At 69.6% G+C, this 24,383-nt stretch carries 20 protein-coding genes; 11 read left to right on the top strand and 9 right to left on the bottom strand.

The annotated features are described in order from the left end of the window. Nucleotides 1-23: 23 nt before the first annotated feature. Nucleotides 24-512 carry a glutathione peroxidase gene (locus OG943_RS46060; RefSeq protein WP_328607173.1) on the top strand — a complete coding sequence of 163 codons (489 nt, stop codon included), beginning with the start codon at nt 24-26 and terminating at the stop codon, nt 510-512. A gap of 315 nt (nt 513-827) precedes the next feature. On the opposite strand, the gene OG943_RS46055 is transcribed toward OG943_RS46060, so the two are convergent. Further along, nucleotides 828-2,645 carry a glycoside hydrolase family 2 protein gene (locus tag OG943_RS46055; protein WP_328607172.1) on the bottom strand — a complete coding sequence of 606 codons (1,818 nt, stop codon included), beginning with the start codon at nt 2,643-2,645 and terminating at the stop codon, nt 828-830. Nucleotides 2,646-2,724: 79 nt separating this feature from the next. On the opposite strand from OG943_RS46055, the gene OG943_RS46050 reads away from it, so the two are divergent. Beyond that, nucleotides 2,725-3,978: a glycosyltransferase family 4 protein gene (locus OG943_RS46050; protein WP_328607171.1), complete on the top strand. Its 1,254-nt coding sequence runs from the start codon at nt 2,725-2,727 to the stop codon at nt 3,976-3,978. 719 nt (nt 3,979-4,697) lie between these two features. Here OG943_RS46050 and OG943_RS46045 read toward each other — a convergent pair. Together OG943_RS46045 and OG943_RS46040 are read right to left on the bottom strand one after the other, a co-directional pair. Then, nucleotides 4,698-5,483, bottom strand: coding sequence for a class I SAM-dependent methyltransferase (locus tag OG943_RS46045; protein WP_328607170.1), 786 nt, complete (start codon nt 5,481-5,483; stop codon nt 4,698-4,700). Between the two features lie 71 nt (nt 5,484-5,554). After that, nucleotides 5,555-6,013, bottom strand: a complete 459-nt coding sequence (locus OG943_RS46040) for a nuclear transport factor 2 family protein (protein ID WP_328607169.1) — start codon at nt 6,011-6,013, stop codon at nt 5,555-5,557. Between the two features lie 92 nt (nt 6,014-6,105). On the opposite strand from OG943_RS46040, the gene OG943_RS46035 reads away from it, so the two are divergent. Then, entirely contained in the window at nt 6,106-6,639 is a 534-nt protein-coding gene (locus OG943_RS46035; protein WP_328607168.1) for a TetR/AcrR family transcriptional regulator, read from the top strand. A gap of 1,056 nt (nt 6,640-7,695) precedes the next feature. Beyond that, a complete protein-coding gene (locus OG943_RS46030) occupies nt 7,696-7,983 on the top strand; it encodes a hypothetical protein (protein WP_328607167.1) in 288 nt (95 codons plus the stop codon). A 209-nt stretch (nt 7,984-8,192) separates the two neighbouring features. Here OG943_RS46030 and aceB read toward each other — a convergent pair whose 3' ends face one another. Next, on the bottom strand, nt 8,193-9,800 hold the full coding sequence (aceB, locus tag OG943_RS46025) for a malate synthase A (protein WP_328607166.1): 1,608 nt from the start codon (nt 9,798-9,800) through the stop codon (nt 8,193-8,195). 75 nt (nt 9,801-9,875) lie between these two features. Continuing rightward, on the bottom strand, nt 9,876-11,162 hold the full coding sequence (gene aceA / locus OG943_RS46020; RefSeq protein ID WP_328607165.1) for an isocitrate lyase: 1,287 nt from the start codon (nt 11,160-11,162) through the stop codon (nt 9,876-9,878). Nucleotides 11,163-11,390: 228 nt separating this feature from the next. On the opposite strand from aceA, the gene OG943_RS46015 reads away from it, so the two are divergent. Further along, on the top strand, nt 11,391-12,815 hold the full coding sequence (locus tag OG943_RS46015) for a short-chain fatty acyl-CoA regulator family protein (protein ID WP_328607164.1): 1,425 nt from the start codon (nt 11,391-11,393) through the stop codon (nt 12,813-12,815). A 52-nt stretch (nt 12,816-12,867) separates the two neighbouring features. Then, a complete protein-coding gene (gene ilvA / locus OG943_RS46010) occupies nt 12,868-14,124 on the top strand; it encodes a threonine ammonia-lyase IlvA (protein WP_328607163.1) in 1,257 nt (418 codons plus the stop codon). 122 nt (nt 14,125-14,246) lie between these two features. On the opposite strand, the gene OG943_RS46005 is transcribed toward ilvA, so the two are convergent. From OG943_RS46005 to OG943_RS45995, 3 genes are all read right to left on the bottom strand, one after another. After that, nucleotides 14,247-14,591 carry a nuclear transport factor 2 family protein gene (locus tag OG943_RS46005; protein WP_328607162.1) on the bottom strand — a complete coding sequence of 115 codons (345 nt, stop codon included), beginning with the start codon at nt 14,589-14,591 and terminating at the stop codon, nt 14,247-14,249. 37 nt (nt 14,592-14,628) lie between these two features. Further along, on the bottom strand, nt 14,629-16,083 hold the full coding sequence (locus OG943_RS46000; protein WP_328607161.1) for an alpha/beta fold hydrolase: 1,455 nt from the start codon (nt 16,081-16,083) through the stop codon (nt 14,629-14,631). A gap of 374 nt (nt 16,084-16,457) precedes the next feature. Then, a complete protein-coding gene (locus OG943_RS45995; protein WP_328607160.1) occupies nt 16,458-17,171 on the bottom strand; it encodes a FadR/GntR family transcriptional regulator in 714 nt (237 codons plus the stop codon). A 76-nt stretch (nt 17,172-17,247) separates the two neighbouring features. On the opposite strand from OG943_RS45995, the gene OG943_RS45990 reads away from it, so the two are divergent. Both OG943_RS45990 and OG943_RS45985 read left to right on the top strand, forming a co-directional pair. Further along, nucleotides 17,248-18,129, top strand: a complete 882-nt coding sequence (locus OG943_RS45990; RefSeq protein WP_328607159.1) for a carbon-nitrogen hydrolase family protein — start codon at nt 17,248-17,250, stop codon at nt 18,127-18,129. After that, on the top strand, nt 18,126-19,460 hold the full coding sequence (locus OG943_RS45985; RefSeq protein WP_328607158.1) for an APC family permease: 1,335 nt from the start codon (nt 18,126-18,128) through the stop codon (nt 19,458-19,460). The genes OG943_RS45990 and OG943_RS45985 overlap by 4 nt, the downstream gene beginning before the upstream one ends. A 345-nt stretch (nt 19,461-19,805) precedes the next feature. Here the strand turns inward: OG943_RS45985 and OG943_RS45980 are convergent, their stop codons facing one another. Further along, nucleotides 19,806-20,561, bottom strand: a complete 756-nt coding sequence (locus OG943_RS45980; RefSeq protein ID WP_328607157.1) for an acyltransferase — start codon at nt 20,559-20,561, stop codon at nt 19,806-19,808. A 53-nt stretch (nt 20,562-20,614) separates the two neighbouring features. On the opposite strand from OG943_RS45980, the gene OG943_RS45975 reads away from it, so the two are divergent. From OG943_RS45975 to OG943_RS45965, 3 genes are all read left to right on the top strand, one after another. Next, nucleotides 20,615-21,568 (top strand): nucleoside hydrolase, encoded by a 954-nt coding sequence (locus tag OG943_RS45975; RefSeq protein ID WP_328607156.1) that lies wholly within the window; start codon nt 20,615-20,617, stop codon nt 21,566-21,568. Between the two features lie 722 nt (nt 21,569-22,290). Beyond that, on the top strand, nt 22,291-23,379 hold the full coding sequence (locus OG943_RS45970; RefSeq protein WP_328612348.1) for a C40 family peptidase: 1,089 nt from the start codon (nt 22,291-22,293) through the stop codon (nt 23,377-23,379). A gap of 359 nt (nt 23,380-23,738) precedes the next feature. Then, nucleotides 23,739-24,368 carry a hypothetical protein gene (locus OG943_RS45965; protein WP_328607155.1) on the top strand — a complete coding sequence of 210 codons (630 nt, stop codon included), beginning with the start codon at nt 23,739-23,741 and terminating at the stop codon, nt 24,366-24,368. Nucleotides 24,369-24,383 lie beyond the last annotated feature (15 nt).

The raw sequence follows: 24,383 nt of genomic DNA, 5'->3' as shown, positions 1-24,383 counted from the left end.
ATGAGTGAAAGGGCACCAAAGAAATGGGTATCAACGAGATTCCGCTGAAGACGCTCTCGGGCGAGGACACCACCCTCGGCGCGCTCGGCGGCAAGACGCTGCTGGTGGTCAACGTCGCGTCGAAGTGCGGCCTGACCCCGCAGTACACCGGGCTGGAGCGGCTGCAGGAACAGTACGGCGACCGGGGCTTCTCCGTGGTCGGCTTCCCGTGCAACCAGTTCGCGGACCAGGAGCCGGGCACGGCCGAGGAGATCCAGACGTTCTGCTCCACCACCTACGGCGTCTCCTTCCCGCTGTTCGAGAAGCTCGACGTCAACGGCGAGGGCCGCCACCCGCTCTACACCTCGCTCACGGAAACCCCCGACGCCGAGGGCGACGCGGGCGACGTGCAGTGGAACTTCGAGAAGTTCCTGATCAGCCCCGCCGGCGAGGTCGTGGGCCGTTTCCGGCCCCGGACCGAGCCTGAGGACGAGGCCGTGGTCAAGGCCATCGAGGCCGCGCTGCCCGTCTGAGGCTGGCTGGGGTCGGCGCCGTTTTCGGTGCCGGTCTGGCCTCCGGTTCAGGCGCCGGGTTCAGGCGCCGGTTCAGGCGCCGATTTTGCCGCCGAGGGCGGGGACGCGGGTTGGTGCGTTTCCGCCCTTTCGCCGTTCCCAGGCTGCATCTGCACCGTCGCCGTTTCTCGGCGACGCGCTGTGGCCGCCGGTTCGGGGCAGCTCTTGGCCGTCGCCGTTTCCGGGCAACTCCTCCCGGCCATCAGCGGCTTGCCGCAACGCCGACGACCTTCGCCGCCGGACGACGACGCCCGCCCCCCTCTCACCCAGCCGTTCTCACTCAGCCGCCGAATCGCCGATTTCCGGCGACTTCCCCTCAGCCACCCCGGCCTCAGCCGAACCACGCCTGATGACCGCGCGGTTGTGGGCCGCCGCGACAGTCGCGTCGAGTTTCATGACCTGGCGGTCGTAGGTCAGCAGCCCGTTGACCTCGTTCTCGACGTCCGTCGTCTGCGTATAAATGGCGCCGGACAGACCGAGTTCGCCGACCAGTTGCTCCAGCCGTTCGCTGACCTCGACGTAGCGCTCGGTCAGCCGCGCCGAGGACGGCGCCATCTCGTAGGCCTGCGGCGGGCCGGGCCAGCAGTGACCGTCCAGGACCAGGCCGATGCCGCCGTACTCGCCGTCCACCAGGGCACGATGGTCCCGTTCGCGCGGCTCGCCGGGGCCGACGTAGGTGTGGTCGTCGTAGACGTCGCCGGCGCCCACGTCCGGACGGGAGAAGCAGCAGTTCACCCCGCTGTTCGCGACCACCAGCCGCGTCGGGTCCAGGCTCTTCACCAGCGAGGCGACGCGCGTGGTGTCGAACTCGCCCCAGCCCTCGTTGAACGGAACCCACGCGACGATCGACGTCACGTTCCGCAGTTGCGCGACGAGTTCCCGCAGCTCCGCCTCGAACCGCTCCTGCCCCTCCGGCACCGGGTCGGGCGCGGGCCCGGGCGGCCCGTCGAACGACACCATCAGCGACGGCATGTCCTGCCAGACGACCAGGCCCAGCACGTCCGCCCAGTAATACCAGCGCGCCGGCTCGACCTTCACGTGCTTGCGGACGAAGTTGAACCCCAGCTCCTTGGTCTTCTCAAGGTCGAACCGCAGCGCCTCGTCCGTAGGCGCCGTGTAGACGCCGTCCGGCCAGTAACCCTGGTCGAGCGGACCGTGGAGGAAGGTGACGCGGCCGTTGAGCGCTATCCGCGGCCGTCCGGCTTCGTCCGGCACGACGCTCACCGTGCGTAACCCGCCGTAGCTCGCCACCTCGTCGAGGACATCACCACGATGGTCCAGGACCCGGACCGTCAGGTCGTACAGGTATGGGTCGTCCGGCGTCCACAGGCGCGGGTCCGGCACCTCCGCCCGCAGCCGCTGGCCGGCGACGCCGCTGACCCGCGCGGCCTCGTCGCCATGCGGCGACGACACGACCAGCTCAACTCGAGAACCGACAGTGACCTGCGGAAACACCGTGAACCCGGTCAGGTCCGGGGTGATCTCGAGCCCCGAAACGCGCACGGCGGGCACCGGCTCGGCCCACACCGTCTGCCAGATCCCGGACGCCGGCGTGTAGCAGATCCCGCCCGGCTCGTTGCGCTGTTTGCCGACCGGGAAGGGCGCGATGTCGGTGCGGTCCTCCGCGCGGACCGTCAGCTCCTGCGGCCCCGACGCGCGCAGAGCGTCCGTGATGTCCGCCGAGAATGCCGTGTACCCGCCCTCGTGGGTGGCCACCAGCTGGTTGTTCACCCACACCTTCGCCGTCTGGTCGACCGCGCCGAAGTGCAGCAGAACGCGTTCGCCCCGCCAGTCGTCCGGGATCTCGAACAACCGTCGGTACCAAAGGACTTCGTCGCGCCGCGCGATGCCGGAGAGTGCCGACTCCGGCGCGAAGGGGACCAGGATGCGCTCGCCGTAGCCGACAGGCCGCGGCTCATCCGGCGAAAACGGCCACCCGGCGTAGTCCCAGAGGCCGTTGAGGTTCAGCCATCGCGACCTCCTCAGCTGTGGCCGCGGGTACTCGGGGAGCACCGCGGCGGGGTCGACGAGGCCGGTCCACGGCGTCGTCAGGGGCGGGTCCTTGCGCTGCCACTCGGGCTGACCGGAAGTCATCACCACCGATGGTGGCAGAGATCGACGACGGCGGCAGCCAGGCAGCCCACCGGAACCGACTGGCGAGTAACCTCTGCCCATGCGCGTGCTGATGCTGTCCTGGGAGTACCCGCCCGTGGTCATCGGAGGGCTCGCCCGGCACGTGCACGCGTTGGCTCGACACCTCGCGAAACAGGGCCATGACGTGGTGGTTCTTTGCCGCCACACGGCCGGGACCGATGCCTCGACGCACCCGCGCAGCGACCGCGTGACCGAGGGCGTGCGGGTGATCCGCGTGGCCGAGGACCCGATGCACCTGACGTTCGAGCGCGACCTCGTCGCCTGGACGCTCGCCATGGGCCACGCCATGGTCCGCGCGGCGCAGGACCTGCTGCGGACCTGGCAGCCCGACGTCGTCCACGCGCACGACTGGCTGGTGACGCACCCCGCCATCGCCATCGCGGAGGCCGCGCGCGTGCCGCTGGTCGGCACCGTCCACGCGACCGAGGCCGGGCGGCACTCCGGCTGGCTCTCGCACCCGCTGAACCAGCAGGTGCACTCCGTCGAGTGGTGGCTGGCGAACCGCGCGGACGCCGTGATCACCTGCTCGCAGGCGATGCGCAAGGAGGTCGCGCACCTCTTCGAGATCGACGCCGCCGACGTCACGGTCATCCACAACGGCATCGAGGAACGCAGCTGGCGCGTGTCCTCGGCCGAGGTCGCGCGGGTGCGCGAGCGGCACAGCCCGGACGGGGAGCCGTTCCTGTTGTTCTTCGGCCGGCTCGAGTGGGAAAAGGGTGTGCAGGACCTGCTCGCCGCGCTGCCCCGGATCCGTCGCCGTTTTCCGGGCACGCGCCTGGTCGTCGCCGGTAAGGGGCGACACTACGAAGAGCTGGTGGAACAGGCCCGCCGGCTGCGGATCCGGCGCGCGGTGGACTTCGCCGGGCACCTGCCCGACCGCGAACTGCGCGCCCTGCTCGCCGCGGCCGACGCCGTGGTGCTGCCGAGCCGGTACGAGCCGTTCGGGATCGTCGCGCTGGAAGCCGCCGCCGCGAAGGCGCCGCTGGTGGCATCCACGGCGGGCGGCCTCGGCGAGGTGGTCGTCGACGGCGAGACGGGTCTGGCCTTCGAGCCCGGTGACGTGACGGGCCTGACCACCGCGGTCACCACGGTCCTCGGCGACGCCGCGGCCGCGACCCGGCGGGCGCGAGTGGCCCAGTCACGCCTCGCGGCGGACTTCGACTGGGGCCACATCGCCGAGGCGACGGCGGAGGTCTACCGCCGCGCGCGGCCGGCCGAACCGGTCGAGCTGGGCCGCCCGAAGATCGCCACGGGCAACGCCTTCGAACTGTAGGTGTCCCCGCGTCAGAAGTGACAGGGCCGGATGCAGTCCGGTCGCGCCTGCCCGGGCCCCACGCCCGCCGCAGACGCCGGCGCGGCAACCAACCCCACCGCGACAACAACGAACAAAGCGGCGACGACGGACCTGAACCTGCTGGTCATGACGGCTCCTCGGGGACGGGGCGTGGTTTCCGAGCATCCGTCCGGGGCCGGGGCGAAACAATAAGGGGAACAACAGGTAGGGCTACCTGAACGCGCTCGGTGACGGGCTGATGTCGGCGGTTCGCCGAGCAGCGGCAACTCGCCTCAGGGGCGGTGGTTCGACACACAACAGTTGCTCCCCACGCAGCGGCGGTTCGCCGGGCAGCGGCAACTCACCGCACAGCGGTGGCTCGCCGCACTGCAGCAACTTGCCCCACTGCAGCACTCGCCCCACAGCGGCAACTCGCCCCACAGCAGCGGCTCGCCGCAGGGGCAGTGGTTCCCGCACGGCGGCAACTCACCGCAAAGCGGTGGCTAGCCGCAAAGCGGCGGTTCACACCGGGCCAACAGTGCCGCACGTCGGCTCGCGCTGGACCGGGAGTTCCGCGCCGCAGCTCGTCCCGGACCCGGGAGCCCGCACCGCGCCGCAGCCTTGTCAGTCCCCTATCCAGAGCGGAACGAACGGGACCATCGCAGCCAACTCCGGACAGGCCACAACCAACTCGCCGCCAAGGGGCGACGCAGGGCGCGTCAGGAGACCCGGCCAGTCAGCAAAGTGACCCGGACCGGTTCGACGTACGGCGAGTGCGGCTCGATCGCCGCGCGCAGCCGGGATTCGAAAGCCGCGCGTTCGCCGGTGGGCGGCAACGTGTCCTCACTCAGTGCGGAGTACACGTTGCCGATGATTTCGTCCGAGGTCAGCGTGCCGCGATAGTCCACAGTCCGGGCGCCGACGACGTAGCCGGCCTCGGCGAGCGACAACCGGTAGCGCTCGTGGCTGGCCTCGTCCGTGCCACACGGGAAAGTGAGCGGATGGCCCAGCCAGTCGGCGAGCGTCGCGCGCAAAGCGCGGCTCCAGTCGCTGTCCTGCAGCCACAGAGGTAGCCCGTTGGTGACCACCGCGACGCCACCACCCGGCCGAAACAGTGGCCGCAGAGCGGCGAAAAGCGTCGGGTGGTCCATCCAGTGCAGGGCCTGCCCGATGGTGACCGCGGCCAGACCATCGCCGACGAGACCGCCCAGCGCGGGCACGTCCGTGTCGCCGCCCAGGAGCCACACGGCGTTCGAGACGCCGGACTCGAGTGCGGTCTGCCGGGCGCGCGCCAGCATGTCCTGCGACGGGTCCATGCCCACCACCGTCCCGACCCGCGCGGCCAGGGGAAGGGTCAACTGCCCGGTGCCGCAGCCGAGGTCGAGGACCACGTCGTCCCCGGCCAGGCTGAACTCGGCGGCGAGCGCGTCCAGCACCTCAGGCGGGTAGCCACGGCGGTAACGGTGGTAGAACTCGGTCACTTCCCCGCTGAATCCCAGGCTCATGCGTCCGAGCCTGACGCTCCCATGGTGGGAAAGCACCCGGTTTCGCCCACAGCCGAGCGCACGGAACCGGCTCAGAAGACGGGGAACTCCAGACCATGCTCGGATTCCGGGCGGGGGCCGAAAATCCGCCGTTCGCTCTCCGCGATCGGCCGGTCGTTGATGCTCGCCTCGCGGCGGCGCATCAGGCCCTCGTCACTGAACTCCCACAGCTCGTTGCCGTAGCTGCGGAACCACTGCCCCGACGCGTCGCGCGACTCGTACTGGAAACGCACGGCGATGCGGTTGTCGCGGAAGCCCCACAGCTCCTTGCGCAGCGCGTAGTCCAGCTCGCGCGCCCATTTCGCGCTGAGGAACTCGACGATCTGCGCGCGGCCGACGACGTGCTGATCGCGGTTTCGCCACACGGAGTCCTCGGTGTAAGCGAGCGAGACCTTCTCGGGGTCACGCGTGTTCCAGGCGTTCTCGGCGGCCTGGACCTTCTGTTGGGCAGTGTTCTCGTCGAACGGCGGAAACGGCGGACGCGGTGCCATCGGGGCTCCTCCCGGATCAGCGGAGAACGTGCGTTCCCCTCTTGATCGGGTACTATAGAGAACGCTCATTCTCAGCACCAGAGGAACGTGACGTGGACACGGCGGAAGCCACCGAAAGGCTGCTCGCGGCAGCCGAAGACCTCTTCTACGCCCACGGCGTGCAAACCGTGGGCATGGACGCCGTGCGCACGCGGTCCGGCGTCTCGCTCAAGCGGCTCTACCAGGTGTTCCCCTCGAAGGACGACCTGGTCACTGCCTACCTGCTCAAGCGCGACGAACGCTGGCGACGGTCCTTGCGCGACTTCGTCCACGCCCGCGACGACGATCCGTTGACCGTCTTCGACTGGCTGCACGAGTGGTTCAGCGAGCCGGGCTTCCGGGGCTGCGCGTTTGTCAACTCGTTCGGCGAATTCGGCGAACCCGCCCCCGGCGTCGCGACGGCCATCCGGAAGCACAAGGACGAGGTGCGGGCCTACCTGCGCGGCCTCGTCCCGTCGCCGATGCTCGCCGACCAGCTCTTCTCCCTCATGGAGGGCGCCACGGTCCTCGCCGCGATCACGGGTGACGCCGGCGAAGCGCACACCGCCCGCGCCGCCGCGGAGACGCTGGTGAACAGCCAGAGCTGAACGGATTCGCCTCGGCCTGGCCAATCGACCGGAGCCGGCTGGGGCGAACGGGCTGATCGCCATTGAAAAACCAGCGGAGGCGCGCTGGGATCGTCATCGGATGACATGCGGTGGCGACGCTCGGATCGCCGGTCAGACGAGGTTCGTCCGGGGTTGGAATCAGTCCGCCAGCCGGGACGGGGATCCGGCGCGCCCCAGGCAAGAACAGTGCTGGCCGCTCAGCGGCAAATCTTGTCGGCCCAGCGGCGGACGCCTACGACCGGATCCGGTCGCTGAACCCGGATCGCCGGTAGGGACAAGGGCGCTACCCGTCGCCGACTCGCTCGCCACCAAGGCCGGACGACACCTGGTGGCACGGACGGATCGCCGACGTGCTCGTCACTAGAACCGAACAGCACCTGGGTGGCAAAGACGGATCGCCTCGGCTGGACGGCGCCCGGCTCCCCCACCGCCGCCGCGCCCGTGGGGCAACCCAGACCTGCGTCCTCGAAGTGCCGCGCGAGCCGTACAGCAGCCTGCCGACCACCTTCCTCCGGCACACCGCGCGCCAGACCTTGGTGGGATTCCGGTGTCAGGCGTCGGGATACCGGTGGTGAGCGCAAACAGCAGTGCATACCGTAGTGGTATTCCCGGCTGAGAAAAAACTAGTCAAGAATTCCCGAGGAGCCGATTGTGGCACCTATGGAAACTGACAAAAACGAATCCCTCCTCCTTATCGTCAATACCGGAGAAAACTCCGTGGAACTACGCGATGCCTCCTGGCGCCTCAGCCACGTCGAGTGTGGTCTCGATACGGGCCTCGACCGTGTCCACGACGTAGAGGCGCGGCGATTTCTGGCTTCCCACGAACACTCGCGAGCCATCCGGCGAAACGGGCCACACGGCCTCGTCTACCTTGAAGCACCCGTAAAGAACTGACGCACATCATGAAACTCAACGGCTGGCGGAGCACACCGGCGCGGTCGCCGAGGTGCACAACAATCTGCCGGCGGCGGAGATCGTCTACAGCTCGCTGTTCGAGGTGCACCTGCCGCGGCCCTGGCATTCGGGCCGGGCGTGGTGATCGGCGACGCGGCGCACGCGGTCGTCCAGCACCTCTCGCAAGGTGGGTCCCAGGCGCTTGAGGACGCGGTGGTGCTCGCCGAAGAACTCACCGAGCGCCCGCTCGCGGAGGCGCTGCCCGCCTTTATGAACCGCCGTTTCGATCGGGCACGGCACCTGCAGCGCGTCTCGGTCAGCGAGATGACCAGTCCGCCGTCCGGGGCGGCTGACCTCGAGAACCTGCGCGCCGAGTTCGCCCAAGAGATGGCGGCGGTCCGGGCGTACCTCGACCAGCCGGTCTGAGAACGAGAACGTTGTCGTCGGTCAGCGGCGACACGTCCCGATTCGGCCGGCGACCACCGCGAGCCGTTACGGGACACGACTACCGCACTGGTAACGAATACTCGGGTCCGGTGGCGGGGAGCCTCCGCCACCGGACCCGTCACCACACCATCCCATTCGGTGCGGAAACCCGGCCGCCCCCGGTCAGGTCGGGGACGGCCGGAGACGACTCACCGGGCGTCGGTGAGGTAACGGGCGTAGGCGCCCGTCGTGAGGAAGCTCGGCAGCTTCTCGCCGAGTGCGGTCTCGGTGAAGATCGCGTGGGCGTCGGCGAGGCGGCTGTCCGGTCCGAGGTCCGCGCGGACCTTCGTCAGCTCGTCCTCCAGGAACTCGGCGGCCAGCTCCCGGGTCAGCGCGGTGCCGTCCTCGAGCTTCGTGCCGTTGCGGATCCACTGCCACACCTGGCAACGCGCGATCTCGGCCGTCGCGGCGTCCTCCATGAGGTTGTGGATCGCCGCGGCGCCGGTGCCGCGCAGCCACGAGTCGACATAGCGCAGCGCGACGTTGATGTTCGCGCGCACACCCGCCTCGGTCACCTCGCCGCCGGCGCTGGCGACGTCCAGCAGGTCTTCGGCGGACACGGAAACGTCCTCGCGCAGCTTGCCGAGCTGGTTGGGCCAGCCGCCGAGCGCGCCGTCGAACACCTCGCGGCAGACCGGGACCAGGCCGGGGTGCGCGACCCACGAGCCGTCGAAGCCGTCGCCGGCCTCGCGCTCCTTGTCCTGGCGGACCTTCTGCAGCGCGATCTCGTTGGTGTCAGGATCCTTACTCGGAATGAACGCCGCCATTCCGCCGATCGCGTGAGCGCCACGACGGTGGCAGGTGCGCACGAGCAGCTCGGTGTAGGCGCGCATGAAGGGGACCGTCATCGTCACCTGTGCGCGGTCCGGCAGCACGAAGTCGGCGCCGTGCGAGGAGAAGTTCTTGATGACGCTGAAGATGTAGTCCCAGCGGCCGGCGTTCAGCCCGGCCACGTGCTCGCGCAGCTCGTAGAGGATCTCGTCCATCTCGAACGCCGCGGTGATCGTCTCGATCAGCACGGTGGCGCGGATCGTGCCGCGCGGGATGCCCAGCTCCTGCTGCGCCAGCAGGAAAACGTCGTTCCACAGCCGCGCCTCGACGTGGCTCTCCAGCTTCGGCAGGTAGAAGTACGGGCCGCTGCCGCGGGCGAGCAGCTGGCGCGCGTTGTGGAAGAAGTACAGCCCGAAGTCGACGAGGCTCGCCGAAACGGGGCGGCCGTCGATGCGGATGTGCTTCTCCACCAGGTGCCAGCCGCGCGGGCGGGCGACGATCGTGGCCGGCTCTTCGCCGATCGTGTAGCGCTTGCCGGCGCCGGTGGTGAAGTCGATGTTGCGGCGGATGGCGTCGAACAGGTTCAGCTGGCCGTCGACGACGTTGTGCCAGGTGGGCGACGTCGCGTCCTCGAAGTCGGCGAGCCACACCTTCGCACCGGAGTTCAGCGCGTTCACCGTCATCTTGCGGTCGGTCGGGCCGGTGATCTCGACGCGGCGGTCCTCGAGCCCGGGGGCCGGCGGCGCGATCTGCCAGCTCTCGTCGTCGCGGACGCGGCGGGTCTCCGGCAGGAAGTCCAGCTGCTCCTCGCCCGTCTGCAGACGCTCGCGACGGCGGCGGCGCTCGTCGAGCAGCTCGCGGCGACGGCCGGCGAAGGTGTTGTCGAGCTTGGCCACGAAGTCCAGCGCGGCCGGGGTCAGGATCTCGGCGAACCGGTCACCGGCGGGCCCGGTGACCTCGATGCGGTAGTTCAGCTTGTCGGCCATCTCGTACCTCCGCGAGCTGCAAGGGTGGGGCGGGCCGGCGGCGGGGAGGCCGCCGGCCCGCAGTGGGGGCAGGGCTCAGAACTGCGCTTCCTCGGTGGAGCCCTTGAGCGCCGTGGTCGAGCTCTCCGGGTTCAGCGCCGTGGCGACCAGGTCGAACCAGCCGGTGCCGACCTCACGCTGGTGCTTCGTGGCGGTGTAACCGCGCTCCTCGGAGGCGAATTCGCGCTCCTGCAGGTCGACGTAGGCGGTCATGCCGTCGCGGGCGTAGCCGTGGGCCAGGTCGAACATCGAGTAGTTCAGCGCGTGGAAGCCGGCCAGCGTGATGAACTGGAACTTGTAGCCCATGTGGCCGAGTTCGCGCTGGAACTTCGCGATGGTCGCGTCGTCCAGGTGCTTCTTCCAGTTGAACGACGGCGAGCAGTTGTAGGCCAGCATCTGGTCCGGGAACTTCGCCTTGATGGCCTCGGCGTACTTGCGCGCCACCTCGAGGTCCGGCTTGGAGGTCTCCATCCAGAGCAGGTCGGCGTACTGCGCGTAGGCCAGGCCACGCTCGATGCACGGGTCGATGCCGTTGGTGACCTCGTAGAAGCCCTCCGCGGTGCGGCCGCCGGTGAGGAACTGGCGGTCGCGCTCGTCGACGTCGCTGGTCAGCAGCGTCGCGGCCTGCGCGTCGGTGCGGGCGACGATCAGCGACGGCACGTCGAACACGTCCGCGGCGAGGCGGGCGGCGTTCAGCGTGCGCTCGTGCTGCTTGGTCGGGATCAGCACCTTGCCGCCGAGGTGGCCGCACTTCTTCTCGGACGCGAGCTGGTCCTCCCAGTGCACGCCCGCGGCGCCGGCCGCGATCATGCCCTTCATCAGCTCGAACGCGTTGAGCGGACCGCCGAAGCCGGCCTCGGCGTCGGCGACGATCGGCGCGAACCAGTCGATGTCGGTGCTGCCCTCGGCCCAGGTGATCTGGTCGGCGCGGCCCAGCGCGTTGTTGATCCGGCGGACGACCGCGGGCACCGAGTTGGCCGGGTAGAGGCTCTGGTCCGGGTAGGTCTGGCCGGACAGGTTGGCGTCGGCCGCGACCTGCCAGCCGGACAGGTAGATGGCCTTGAGGCCGGCGCGCACCTGCTGCACGGCCTGGTTGCCGGTGAGGGCGCCGAGCGAGTGGACGTAGTCCTCGGTGTGCAGGAGATTCCACAGTTTCTCCGCGCCGCGGCGAGCGAGCGTGTGCTCCTCGACGACGCTGCCGCGCAGCTTCACCACGTCGGCGGCGGAGTAGGTCCGCTGGACGCCCGCCCAGCGGGGGTCGGTCTTCCACTGCTCGGCCAGTCCGGCCGCCGCCTGCTCGAGCTGCTTGGCCTGCTCGGTCATCGGACTCTCCCGTGTTGCGAAGTTTGCGATTGCTCGCCTTGCCTGGTCACGACCCTCACACGAGCAGGAAAGCGCGGGCTATAGCTCCAAGTTGCCAATTTGTGTGAAGCTTCCGTAGCATCTTGCAAAGGTTGCGAATCTCTGATTCGCAACTGGGCGAAAATCCACGGGCTTGATCGTTCACGTAATCGTTCAGGTCCGGAAACCTTCCGGCCGGACGGAGCACCCATGGACAAAACTTTCGCCGGGGCGCGGCTACGGCACTTGCGCGAGAGCCGCTCGATGAGCCAGGCCGACCTCGCCCGTGTGCTGGAGATCTCACCGAGCTACCTCAACCAGATCGAGCACAACTCACGCCCGCTGACCGTGCCCGTGCTGATGCGGATCACCCAGGCGTTCGGCGTCGACACAGAGTTCTTCGCCAACAACGACACCTCGCGCCTGGTCGCCGACGTCAAAGAGGCCCTGCTCGACGAGGTCCTCGGCGTGGACGTCACCATCGGCGAGCTGAACGACCTCGCCACGAACCTGCCGTCCATCGCCCAGGCGCTGGTCAAGCTGCACCGCAGCTACCGCAACGCCGTGGAGAGCACTGCGGCGCTGACCACGGAAAACGGCCTGGGCCTGCACGGCAGCGCCGCCGCGGCGTTGCCGCACGAGGAGGTGCGGGACTTCTTCTACGAGCGCGAGAACTACGTCGCCGAGCTGGACGAGCGCGCCGAGCGCATGGCCGCCGAGATCCCGCTGCGCCGCGGCGCCGTCCTCGGCTCGCTGAAGGATCGCCTCTGGCAGCGCTACGGCGTGGACGTCACCGCCGAGGGGATCGACGAATCCGCAGGTCAGCAGCATCGTTACGAGCCGGCGACACGGGTGCTGCGGCTCGCGCCGAGCCTGCGCGTCGGGCAGCAGGCGTTCCGGATGGCGTCGCAGATCGCCCTGCTCGAGTACGACGACCTGATCACGGACCTGGCCGACTCGTGGGCGTTCTCCGGCCCGGCGGCGCGGACGCTCGCCCGCGTCGGCCTGGCGAACTACTTCGCCGGCGCGCTGATCCTGCCGTATGGCTCTTTTCTGGCGACGGCCGAGAAGTTCCGCTACGACATCGAACGCCTCTGCGACCACTACGGCGTCGGCTTCGAGACGGCGTGCCACCGGCTGTCGACGCTGCAACGGCCGAAGCAGCGTGGCGTGCCGTTCTCGTTCGTGCGCGTGGACCGGGCCGGGAACATGTCCAAGCGGCAGTCGGCGGCCGGCTTCCACTTCTCGCGTGTGGGCGGCGCGTGCCCGCTGTGGAACATCTACGAGGCGTTCACCTCGCCTGGCAAGATCCTGACACAGATCGCCGCCCTCCCCGACGGGAAGCGGTACTTCTGGGTCGCGCGAACCGTCTCCCGCAACATCGGCGGCTACGGCAGCCCGGGCAAGACGTTCACCGTCGGCCTCGGCTGCGAACTGCGCCACGCCGGCCGGCTCGTCTACTCCACCGGCCTCGACCTGGACGAACCCGCCGCCGCGACGCCGATCGGCATGGGCTGCAAAGTCTGCGAACGCCCGGCCTGCACGCAGCGCGCGTTCCCGGCGATCGGCAAGCCGCTGACCGTCGACGAGAACACGAGCACGTTCGTCCCGTACCCGGCGGTGCCCAAAGTCTGAGACGCGGCGGTGCCCCGGACGTGGCCGCAGGGCGCGAAGTAGATTCAGCCGGGTGCACGACATCGACACGGTGAACGCGGAACTGGTCGAGCAGGCCGCCGGCCGGCTGGCGGGCGTGATCACCCGGACGCCGCTGGAGCCCAACGCCCGGCTGTCGTCGCGGGTTGACGCGCGGGTCTGGCTCAAGCGCGAGGACCAGCAGACCGTCCGCTCGTACAAGATCCGCGGCGCCTACAACTTCATCGTCCAGCTCGACGACGCCACGCGCGCCCGCGGCGTCGTCTGCGCGAGCGCGGGCAACCACGCGCAGGGCCTCGCGTACGCGTGTCGCCGTTTAGGGGCGAACGGCCGCGTGTACGTGCCGGGCACCACTCCGCGGCAGAAGCGCGAGCGAATCGCGACGCTCGGCGGCGCGCACATCGAGGTGATCGTCGTCGGCGAAACGTACGAAGACGCCTTCGCCGCGGCGAACGACGACGCGCAACGCACCGGCGCCACTCTGGTGCCGGCGTTCGACGACATCCGCACCGTCGCCGGCCAGGGCACGGTGGCACTGGAGGTCGTCGAGCAGCTCGGGTTCGTGCCGGACGTGCTGGTGGTGCCGGTCGGCGGCGGCGGCCTGCTCGCCGGCGTCGCGACGTGGGTGCGCGAGCGGCACCCGGAGATCCGGATCGTCGGCGTCGAGCCGGCGGGCGCGATGTGCATGGCGGCCGCTATCGAGGCGGGCGAGCCGGTGCGGATCCCGACGGTGGACCCGTTCGTCGACGGCGCGGCGGTCCGCCTCGCGGGCACGGTGACGTACCCCCTCGTGCGCGACAGCGGCGCCGAGCTGACGTCGGTCCCCGAGGGCGCGGTCTGCACGGAAATGCTCGCGATGTACCAGTCGGACGGCGTGATCGCGGAGCCCGCGGGCGCACTCTCGACGGCCGCGTTGGGGAGCGCCGTGCAGGTGGAGCCCGGGCAGACGGTGGTCTGCATCGTCTCCGGCGGCAACAACGACGTCAGCCGCTACAGCGAGATCCTCGAGCGGTCCCTGGTGCACGAGGGACTGAAGCACTACTTCCTCGTCGGCTTCCCGCAGGAGCCGGGCGCGCTGCGCCGTTTCCTCGACGAGATCCTCGGCCCGGAGGACGACATCACCCGCTTCGAGTACGTCAAGCGCAACAGCCGCGAGACGGGGCCCGCCCTGATCGGCATCGAGATCGCCCGGCCGACGGACTTGTCCGGGCTGCTGGCGCGGCTGGACGCCAGCCCGCTGCAGGTGGAGCGGGTCACGTCGGGGAGTCCGCTGTTCCACTACCTGCTCTGAGGTTCCGCTGTCTGCTCTGACGCCTCCTTTGGGCGCGAGTGGTCGGCGAGTCGCGCGCGAAAGTCCCCCTCGCGACGGCGTGAAACCCTTCTGTACCAAAAGGTCCACCACCGCAGCCACGGTCAGGCGAGTTCCGCGCTGCCCTCGCGGTAGATCTTCGCCGAGGTGATGCGGCCGTCGCGGAGCCGGTAAAAGCCCGCGATGGCGAAGGTGCGCTCCTGGCCGTCGTGGGTGAGCGTTTCGGTCAGCTGGGCGGCCACGCGGTCGCCGTCGGTGAGGACGTCCTGGATCGTCAAGGTCGGGAGGAGCTGGGTCATCGCGTCGGCGAAGAGGTCGGTCAGCTCGTCGATCCCGCGGACGACCGTGGTGCCCGTGACCCAGACGGCGTCCTCGGTGAAGCCGGCGAGGAGCGCGTCCAGGTCACGGGCGTTGAAGGCGTCGACGTGCCGTCGCAGTGCTTCGCTCATCTCGCGAACGTAGCGACGGCGTCGAGCCGATTTCCCGTCACGTCCGCGGGGCCGGGATCGGCGCGCCGGGGCACGACTGCGTGGTCGTGCGGCCGGTGTCGAAAAACGTCACGGCGGCTTCGGCGCAGGGCAGTGACGACAGCGAGCCGTGCGCGTCGTCTTCGATCGTCATCAGCGCGCCGCCGATTCGCCGCTGCATGGCGACGGCCCAGCCGATCGGCGTCACCGGCTCGTAGGTGTGGCCGACGAGCTGCAACGGGCTGGTGCCGGGGCCCAGCTGCCACGGCCGCGCGGCCTCCGGCCAGCCCACGCACAGCTGCTCGTACAGCCCGTGCCCGCCGGCGACCGGGTTGCGCCGCATGCGGTCGAGGCGGTGCTGCCAGACGGTGTCGAAGTCGCGCGGGCTCGGGGACTCGTTGCAGAGCAGGGCCGTCTGCTGGAAGTGGTCGAAGCCGGTCGGCGTGGTGTCCCAGCCGAGCGCGCCCGTTTTCGCCGCGGACGACGGCGCCGCCGGGGTGCCGCCGTCCCGGATGGTCACGAGCTGCGCGGCGAGGTCCGCCCACTGGCGACGAGGGTCGGCGTACATGGCGTTGACGGTGTCGCCGTTGATCGGCGAACCGTCGGCGGCCGTGCGCGGGTGCGCGGTGAGCTCCGCACGCAGGTCGAGCAGGGCCTTCGCCACCGTGGCCTCGTCGGGGCCGAAGTGGTAGACGGCGTCGTAGCGCGCGATCCAGGCGGAGAACTCGTGGAAGGTGTTCTCGCCCGCGGTCGCCTGGCCGTCGTCCATGGCGGTGACGTTGAGGTCCGGCGGCATGACGGAGTCGAGCAGCATCTTGTCGACGTGCCCGTCGAAGAGGGTCCGGTACTGCGCGCCCAGCGCGGTGCCCCAGGAAATGCCGTAGTAGCCGATCTTCTGCTCGCCCAGCGCCTCGCGGATCCGGTCCATGTCTCGGGCGATGTCCGGCGTCGTGAACGAGTGGACGAGCGCCGGGTCCTGCGCGATGCACCGCGCGTTGGCCTTGGCGTCCCGCTCGGCGATGAACCGGGCCTGGTCCTTTTCGGGCAACGACGGGCCGGGCTGGGTCTCGTCGCCGGGGCACGGGAGGCTCGCGCTGTAGTCGACGCCGCGCGGGTCGAAGCCGATGAGGTCGTGGTGGACGAGCAGCCCGGCGGCCTTGCTCCCGGCGAGGTCGCGCGGCATGGCCATGCCGGACTGGCCGGGCCCGCCGGGGTTGATCAGGATCGCGCCGGTGCGCTCGCCGGTCGCGCGGATCCGGCTGACGGCGATGTCGATCGTCCGGCCACCGGGATCGGCGTAGTCGAGCGGGACGGGAACCATCGCGCACTCCGTGCGCTGGTCACTCGCGTCCCAATCCTTCGCCACGGAGGCGCACGGCTTCCAGTCCAGCCCTTCGGCCGCGGCCACCGCCGGCGCGAGGGGGACCATCGCCGCAGCCGCGACGAACGGAGCGAGATAGCGGAACTTCGGCATACGGCACTTCAACATAAGGCCCAGCTTCGTGATCACCGGTGTGCGGGGAGATCAGCCGATCGGCTGATGGTCACCGCCGAAGAGCCGAACCCGCCGGTGTCGCGGGGAAATATCGCGGGGGGCAAAGCAGCATCGCGGGCAACTCTTGTCAGGATCCTGACAAGGGGCGCGCTCCGGGCCATCGTCCGGAATCTGGAGACCGACGACGACAGTCTGACCGCGCCGTGAGCCTCGGACTCACCAACCCGAAACCCGAACCGGACGCCCACGAGTCAAGCCGCCGGCTCACGGCTCACGGGCCTGACACCACGAGCGAAGCCGCAGGATCGGGCTCCGGCGAACTCGTGTGACAGGAACCTGACACACCACCGGTTTCAGCGACCCAGCCCGACGAACATCGTCCGGTGGAGTTCGCCCACGTGCGCGCGCGTCACGAGCGCGGCGGTCTCCGGCTCACCGTCGGCGAGGGCCTGGAGGAGCAGTTCGTGCTCCCGGTTGGACATCCGCAACGCCTGCATCGGATAGGGCAGGTAGAAGCGGTACAGCTCGCGCAGCACCTGTCCGTACTGCTTCACCGCCGGCGCCGGCGCACCCGCGGCGGCCACGGCCAGGTGGAACTCGGCGTCGAGGTCGTGGAACTCGGCCCAGCCCGTCGCGGCGTCCATGCGGTGGACGAGGTCGCGGAGCCGGTCGATCGACTCGTCCGGGCGACGCATGGCCACCAGCTGGGCCAGACCCGACTCCAGCACCAGGCGGTGGTCGATCAGCTCCCGCACCTCGGCCGTCGACTCCTCGTACGCCTTGATCTCGCCGACCCGGCCCGAGGGCGCGTCAACGGCGACGAGGGTGCCGCCGTTACGGCCGCGACGGCGTTCGAGCACCCCGTCCTCGCACAGCGACACCAGCGCCCGCCGCACGGTGATGGCGCCGACGCCCAGCGCCCGCGCGATCTCGCCGTTCGGGGGCAACCGCTCCCCCGGTCCGAGCAGGCCGAGCTCGATCGCGAGCGCGATGCGGGCCCGGACGGTGTCGAGCGCGGACAGGCGCCGGATGCCCGTCAACGCGGGCGCGCGCAGGTCGGCAGCCATGAGTCGACGATAGCGCACAAAACTGCTCAAAATGAACACTCTTGTTTGAGTGTGCGAGATGGACTACTTTTCGCCCATGTCCCGCCCGCTGCCGATCGCGCTCGCCCAGCTGCCGCCGCGCCCGTACACCGACACCGTGCAGGCGTACGCAGGCGAGGTTCGCGCCCTGCTGGCCGATCACCCCGAAACCCGTCTGGTCGCGTTTCCGGAACTGCACCTCTGCGGCGTCGAGGGCACGGCCGAAGAACGCACGGAGCAGCTGAACGCCGCCGCGCAGCCGTTGGACGGACCACGCACCCGTGAGCTGGCGCAGCTGGCCGGCGACCTCGGCGTCTGGCTCGCCCCGGGCAGCGTCTGCGAACGCGGCGGCAACGGTGAGCTCTTCAACACCGCACTCGTCTTCTCCCCCGGCGGCGAGCTGGCCGGCAGCTACCGCAAGATCTTCCCGTGGCGGCCGTACGAGCCGTACGACCCGGGTGACCGCTTCGTGGTCGCCGACCTCGCCGGCGTCGGCCGTCTGGGCTTCTCCATCTGTTACGACGCCTGGTTCCCCGAGGTCGCCCGCCACCTCGCGTGGCTCGGCGCGGAGCTCGTGCTCAACCCCGTGCAGACCACGACGCGCGACCGCGTGCAGGAACTCGTGCTCGCGCGCGCGAACGCGATCACCAACCAGGTCTTCGTCGCGAGTGTGAATACCGCCGGTCCCGTCGGGGTAGGAGACAGCATCCTGGTCGACCCCGAGGGCATCGTGCTCGACGAGCTGCCGGGCGACGAGTCCGGCGTGCTCGCGCGCACGATCGACCTGGACGAGGTCGCCCGCGTCCGGCGAGAGGGCACGGCGGGCGTCAACCGGATGTGGGACCAGTTCACGGCGGCCGACGCGCCGCTGGAACTGCCGCTCTACCAAGGCCGGATCGAGCCGGACCGGTGGCGTCCGCGACAAGAAGGAGCCCGATGAGCACGGCGAGCACGGCCCCCAGGGCCACTTTGGAACGACGGCTGGGACTGCCCGGCGTCGTCCTCTTCGGACTCGCGTACATGGCGCCGCTGATCGTGCTCGGCACGTTCGGCGTCGTCGCGACGACGACCGGGGGCACGGTCCCCTCGGCGTACATCCTGGCGCTGGTCGCGATGCTCTTCACCGCGGCGAGCTACGGCAAGATGGCCGCCACCCATCCGGTCGCCGGGTCCGCTTACACGTACGTGCGCAAGGCCATCGATTCCCGGCTCGGCTTCCTCGTGGGCTGGGCGGTGCTGCTCGACTACTTCTTCCTGCCGATGGTGATCTGGCTGATCGGCGGCGCGTACCTGTCCGCGCAGTTCCCGGCCGTGCCCAGCTGGCTGTGGCTGATCGCGTTCATCGTGCTCACCACCGTGCTGAACGTGCTCGGCATCAAGATCGCCGAGAAGGCCAACTTCGTCCTGATGGCGTTCCAGATCCTGGTGATCGCGTTCTTCGTGGTGCTCTCGATCTCGCAGGTGGTCTCCGACGGGCATTCGCTCGCCAGCGGCGACCCGTTCTTCCACCCGGGCAGCACGTTCGCGACGATTTCGGGCGGCGCCGCGCTGGCGACGTACTCGTTCCTCGGCTTCGACGCCGTCACGACGCTCACCGAGGAGACCATCGAGCCGCGGCGCACCATCCCGCGCGCGATCCTGCTGACCGCGCTGATCGGCGGCGGCATCTTCGTCGTGCTCGCCTACTTCACCCAGCTGGTGCACCCGGGCAGCACGTTCAACGACGAGTCGTCCGCGGCGTTCGAGATCGCGACGCACATCGGCGGCAACCTCTTCGCCAGTTTCTTCCTGGCCGGCCTCGTCGTCGCGCAGTTCGCGTCCGGCATCGCCGCGCAGGCCAGCGCGTCGCGGCTGATGTTCGCGATGGGCCGCGACGGGGTGCTGCCGCGGATCTTCGGCCGGCTCCAGCCGAAGCTGCACACCCCCGCGTTCGCCATCGGGCTGACCGGGCTGGTGGGGCTGATCGCGCTGGCACTGGACGTGACCACGTCGACGTCCTTCATCAACTTCGGCGCGTTCACGGCCTTCACGATGGTCAATGTCAGCGTGATCGCCACGTGGATCCGCGACCGGAACACGACGCGGCGCAACGTGCTGACGTGGCTGGTCGCCCCCGCGATCGGCGCCATCGTCGACCTGTGGCTACTGATCAACCTCGACGGCATCGCGCTGGTGTTCGGCCTGGTGTGGCTGGCGATCGGGATCGTCTACCTGACGTTCCTGACCCACGGGTTCCGCCGGCCGCCGCCGGAGATCACGTTCGAGGAGTGACCTGTCCCCGTGCCGCCGGCGCCCATCCCCGGTCGGCGGCACGGGTGGTCTGACCAGTGCAGACATGGATTCGCCACTGAGCGGCGACGGGGCATGCTGGTTTTCGCCGCTGAGCGGCAATGCTGTTCAGCGGCTTTCGCCGCTGGACGGCAACGACGTCCGTCAGCTCTGGCCGCTGAGCGGCAACGGTGCCCGCCAGCTCTGGCCGCTGAGCGGCAACGGTGCCCGCCAGCTACTAGCCACTGGGCGGCGACAACGTCCGGTGGCAACACCGTCCACCAGCTCTCGCCGCTGAGCGGCAATAGTGCCCACCAAGCTCTCGCCGGTGGGCGGCGACAACGCCCGTCAGTTCTCGCCGAGGGTCTTCTGCAAGGCCTTGTTCGCCTTGCGGGCCATGTCGGCGACGGCCTCGCGGCGGGCGGCGTCGGCGGCGTAGTCGTCCTGGCGGTTACGCACCACGCGGGCCGGCGAGCCGACCGCGATCGAGTACTCCGGGATGTCGCCGCGGACCACGGCGTGCGCGCCCATCACACAGCCGCGGCCGATGCGCGTGCCCTTGAGCACGCTCACCTTCGTGCCGAGCCAGGTGTCCGGCCCGATGCGCACCGGCGACTTGACGATGCCCTGGTCCTTGATCGGCACGTGGATGTCGGCGGTGACGTGGTCGAAGTCGCAGATGTACACCCAGTCGGCGACGAGCGTGGCCGCGCCGAGCTCGATGTCCAGGTAGCAGTTGATCACGTTCTGCCTGCCGAACACCGACTTGTCGCCGATGCGAAGGGACCCCTCGTGACAGCGGATCGCGTTCCCGTCGCCGATGTGCACCCAGCGGCCGATCTCCAGCCGGCCGTAGCCGGGGCGGCAGTGGATCTCGACGTCCTTGCCCAGGAACACCATGCCGCGCAGGATGATGTGCGGGTTGGCCAGGCGGAACTTCAGGAGCCGGTAGTACCGCACCAGGTACCACGGCGTGTACGCGCGGTTGCGCACGATCCAGCGCAGCGAGTCGGCCGTCACGAACTTCGCCTGGTGCGGGTCGCGCCGGGCCCGCCGCCAGGCGCGCACGCGGGACAGCGCGGGCGCACCCCACATCGACGTCATGCCATTGACCGTAACCTGTGTGTGGACGCCCGCCACAGGCAAGGGGAGCACGGATGGGGACCAAGCTGATCATCGACACCGACCCGGGTGTCGACGACGCTTTCGCGATCGCGCTGGCGGCGGTCTCCGCCGACGTCGACCTGCTGGGGGTGACGACCGTCTTCGGCAACGTCCCGCTGGCCATGACCACCGTCAACGCCCGCCGTCTCCTGCAGCTGTGCGACCGCCCGGACGTCCCGGTCGCGGCCGGCGCGTCGCGGCCGTTCGTCTACCGCAACGAGCGCAACGGCAACGTCCACGGCGCCGACGGACTGTCCGGGCGCGCCGGCTCGCTGCCCGAGGCGACGCGACCGCTGGAGTCGCAGGACGCTGTCAGCCTGATGGTCTCGCTGCTGGAGGCGGCGGACGAGCCGGTGACGATCGCGCCGATCGGGCCGCTCACGAACATCGCCGCGCTGCTGGCCGCGCATCCGGGGGTCCGCGACAAGATCGCGCGCATCGTGCTGATGGGCGGCGGGATGGACCGCGGCAACGTCACGGCCGCGGCCGAGTTCAACATCTGGGCCGACCCGGAGGCGGCGCGGCGCGTCCTCGCCGAGGACGACGTGCCGTGCGTCGTGGTCCCGCTCGACCTCACGCACCGGTGCGCCGTCGACAGCGCGTGGCTGGCGAAGCTCGCGGCTTCGGGGCCGCTCGGTCAGGCGCTGGAGGCCTTCACGCCCGACTACCTCGCCTACTACCGCCGCGTGCTGGGCTACGACGGGATCGTGATGCACGACGCCGTCGCCGTCGCCGAAGCCATCAGCCCGGGCATCCTCCGGACGGAGACGTACTCGGTGAACGTCGACATCAGCGCGGGCCCCGCCCGCGGCATGACCCTGGTCGACCGCCGCCCCGCCCTCGCCGACCCCGAGTCGGCACCGGGGCGCCGGATCGAGGTCGCCACGGACACTGACCTGGACGGCCTGCGCGAGTTCGTCCTGTCGAGACTCGCCGGGGCCCGTTGATGGCTACGGGAGCGGCGCCGGGCTCGTCGCCGGAGGACGAGGCTGGGTCGACGGACGCTGGATCGACGGAGGCTGGTCCAGCGGGCGCTGATTCGACGGACTTTGGTTCGGCGGTCACTGGATCGGCGGGCACTGGATCAGCGAACGCTGGCCCGACGGACGCTGGTCCGGCGGACACCGGATCAACGGACACCGGCTCGGCGGAGGCTGAATCGGCGGGAACCGGCTCGGCGGAGGCTCGTTCAGGCGACGCCATCTCGGCGAAAGCCGAGCCAACGGGAGCCGCTTCGGAAGCCGTCCACTCGGCGAAGGCGGCAGAGCCAGGGGCTGGCACCCAGCCGGGCGCCGGGGTCGCGCGGCCAAGTCAGGAACCTGACACAGAGCCCGCGGTCATCCCCTCATCGCCGACCACACCAAGTCAGGAACCTGACATACAGGCTGCTGCCGCACTCACATCGCCGCCAGCGTCGAGTCAGGAACCTGACGCACAATCTGTCGCCACGCCCGCATTGCCAGCGTCAAGTCAGGAACCTGACATTCACCCCGGCGCGGCGCCCTTGTTCGGTTCGGCGCCGCCCTCGCAGCCGGGGCCGCCCGCGGCGCTGGGGGGATCGCCGTCGTGGGGCGAGGCGTCCGCTGGTCAGCCGGCTGCACAGGAGCCTTCGCCGGTTGGTGGCGACGGCGAAGTCACTGGCGTGCGACGCCCGAGGCATCGGCGCACCGTGGTCGTCCTCGCGGCGGTTGTCGTGGCCGTCGCGGCGCTGGTCGTTGCGGTGCAGTTCGCGCCCGGCAGCCAGCAGACGGCCAATACCGCGGCCGTCGCCCCTACGGCGCCGACGTCGCCTCCGCCGTTGGCGACCGCGCCGCCGTCGAGCAGCAGCGTGCCCACGCAGCCGAATGTGCCGAAGGCGAGCGAGTTCGACGCGTGGGCTTCGCGGACCAGCCAGTGGCTCGACATTCCGTTGCGGGCGATGACCGGCTACGCGGAAGCGACCGTCACGCTGAGCAAGGAACAGCCCGGTTGCCACCTTTCGTGGATCACCCTCGCCGCCGTCGGCAAGGTGACCAGTGACCACGGCCGCGCGCAAGGTGACCACCTCAGCCCCGACGGCACCCTCGCGAACCCCCTGGGCACCGTCGAGGTCCGCGACTTCTACAACCGCGTCGTCTCGACGGCGAACGCGTCCGGCCCGATGCAGCTGTCGCCGGCGATCTGGGCGAAGTGGCAGCGCAGCACGTCCGGCGGCAAGCCCGACCTGCAGAACGTCGACGACGCCGCCCTCACCACCGGGCGAGCCCTCTGCGCCGACGGGCGCGACCTGTCGAAGGACTGGTGGAACGCCGTCAGCTCCCTGCAGACGGCGCCGCTCTTCCTGCACCGCACGCTGGCGACGACAAACGTCTACGGCACCGTCGGGCAGGGCAGCCAGGCCCCCAACCCCGCGGTGCTGAGCGCGGTCGACTTCGCCATCGACCAGATCGGCCTGCCCTACGTCTGGGGCGGCAACGGCACCGGCGACGCCGACCCGGGCTTCGACTGTTCCGGCCTGACCACGGCCGCGTACAGCAGCGCGGGCGTCAAGCTCATGCGCACGGCCGACACGCAGTTCCGCAGCGTCCCGCACGTGAACGAACCGCAGCTGGGCGACCTGATCTTCTACGGCGAGCCCGCCACGAAGATCCACCACGTCGGCCTCTACATCGGCAACCAGCAGATGATCGACGCGCCGCAGACGGGCCAGGCCGTGCAGGTCCACCCGTACCGCAAGCCGGGCGACGACTACGCGGGCGCAGGACGGCCGACCGCGTAACCCCTGTAGTTTCCGCGTCGATTTGAGCATTTCCGCATACACTTGAGCACTGCGTGAGCATTTGCTCAAGTGCTGCGGAAACTCTGGATCACCATTCCTGTAGGGTCCCAAAATCGATGACACTTTCCCAAAGATATTGGCACTGAAATGGCACTAGTGCCACGAAAACTGGGATTGACCATTCTTCCACGCCCGTTGGGTCGTTCGAGTGGGAGTCCGCGACGCGCCGTCAATGAGCAAGCGAGTTGACGCTGAGGTGTAGCTCTGAAGGTCGTCGGGCAGCTCACCTGCGGCAGGGAGCAACATGACAGCTGATTCAAACGGCTTATCGGCGTCGGTCCGGCTTCGACTGCCAGGTCGTGAAGAACTCGTCTATCTCGTTTCACAGCTACGGCGGCTGTGGCTGGCACTACTCGCAGTTCGCGTTTGAACCGGGCAGAGCGCTCTACAGGTGGCGGGTTAACCAGCTTCTCGCCCGTAGCGACCTGGGCTTGAGGCTGGCCGACGACGGCGAGGACATCGGACGGCTCGTCGCCGTTACCGACGACGCCCGGGCCGATCTTGTCACGCGTCTTGCGAACCAGCCGCCCGGTCGCACATCCGACCGGGTTCGTCACGGCATCGCCTTGTACCGTGCGCGCGGATCGACCGAGCACGACAAGCGGTCCGCCATCCTCGTACTGGCCGGGATCATCGAGGAGCGCCGCCAACTCCTGAAGGACAATCTCGTCAAGAAAGACGAAGGCGCACTCTTCGACATCGCCAACAACTTCGCCCTACGGCACCAAGACCTGAAGCAGCAACGCGACTACGACCCAGTCTTCCTGGACTGGATTTCTGGTGGTACCTGGCAACGATCGAACTCAGCGACCACCTTCTTGCACGCCCCACCTCGTAGGAACCGATCTCCCTGTCCCACGCGCCTTAAGACAAGACCCGAAGATATTCGGCCCAATCCCGGTCACGTGAACATCCGCTACTGCCGATGACCGGATGGGAGCCAT

Source organism: Amycolatopsis sp. NBC_00345 (assembly GCF_036116635.1).
In the GTDB taxonomy this organism is placed as follows: domain Bacteria; phylum Actinomycetota; class Actinomycetes; order Mycobacteriales; family Pseudonocardiaceae; genus Amycolatopsis.
The sequence above is the reverse complement of the archived record's forward strand: the minus strand, read 5'-3'. Positions and strand labels throughout refer to the sequence as shown.

What these genes read in the sequence shown, in the direction of transcription:
- OG943_RS46000 (WP_328607161.1), bottom strand. Translation starts at nt 16,083, where the DNA reads ATGCCGAAGTTCCGCTATCTCGCTCCGTTCGTCGCGGCTGCGGCGATG.
- OG943_RS45975 (WP_328607156.1), top strand. Translation starts at nt 20,615, where the DNA reads ATGGGGACCAAGCTGATCATCGACACCGACCCGGGTGTCGACGACGCT.
- aceB (WP_328607166.1), bottom strand. Translation starts at nt 9,800, where the DNA reads ATGGCCGACAAGCTGAACTACCGCATCGAGGTCACCGGGCCCGCCGGT.
- OG943_RS46045 (WP_328607170.1), bottom strand. Translation starts at nt 5,483, where the DNA reads ATGAGCCTGGGATTCAGCGGGGAAGTGACCGAGTTCTACCACCGTTAC.
- OG943_RS46005 (WP_328607162.1), bottom strand. Translation starts at nt 14,591, where the DNA reads ATGAGCGAAGCACTGCGACGGCACGTCGACGCCTTCAACGCCCGTGAC.
- OG943_RS46050 (WP_328607171.1), top strand. Translation starts at nt 2,725, where the DNA reads ATGCGCGTGCTGATGCTGTCCTGGGAGTACCCGCCCGTGGTCATCGGA.
- OG943_RS45995 (WP_328607160.1), bottom strand. Translation starts at nt 17,171, where the DNA reads ATGGCTGCCGACCTGCGCGCGCCCGCGTTGACGGGCATCCGGCGCCTG.
- OG943_RS46015 (WP_328607164.1), top strand. Translation starts at nt 11,391, where the DNA reads ATGGACAAAACTTTCGCCGGGGCGCGGCTACGGCACTTGCGCGAGAGC.
- aceA (WP_328607165.1), bottom strand. Translation starts at nt 11,162, where the DNA reads ATGACCGAGCAGGCCAAGCAGCTCGAGCAGGCGGCGGCCGGACTGGCC.
- OG943_RS45980 (WP_328607157.1), bottom strand. Translation starts at nt 20,561, where the DNA reads ATGACGTCGATGTGGGGTGCGCCCGCGCTGTCCCGCGTGCGCGCCTGG.
- OG943_RS46055 (WP_328607172.1), bottom strand. Translation starts at nt 2,645, where the DNA reads ATGACTTCCGGTCAGCCCGAGTGGCAGCGCAAGGACCCGCCCCTGACG.
- OG943_RS46040 (WP_328607169.1), bottom strand. Translation starts at nt 6,013, where the DNA reads ATGGCACCGCGTCCGCCGTTTCCGCCGTTCGACGAGAACACTGCCCAA.
- OG943_RS45990 (WP_328607159.1), top strand. Translation starts at nt 17,248, where the DNA reads ATGTCCCGCCCGCTGCCGATCGCGCTCGCCCAGCTGCCGCCGCGCCCG.
- OG943_RS45985 (WP_328607158.1), top strand. Translation starts at nt 18,126, where the DNA reads ATGAGCACGGCGAGCACGGCCCCCAGGGCCACTTTGGAACGACGGCTG.
- OG943_RS46060 (WP_328607173.1), top strand. Translation starts at nt 24, where the DNA reads ATGGGTATCAACGAGATTCCGCTGAAGACGCTCTCGGGCGAGGACACC.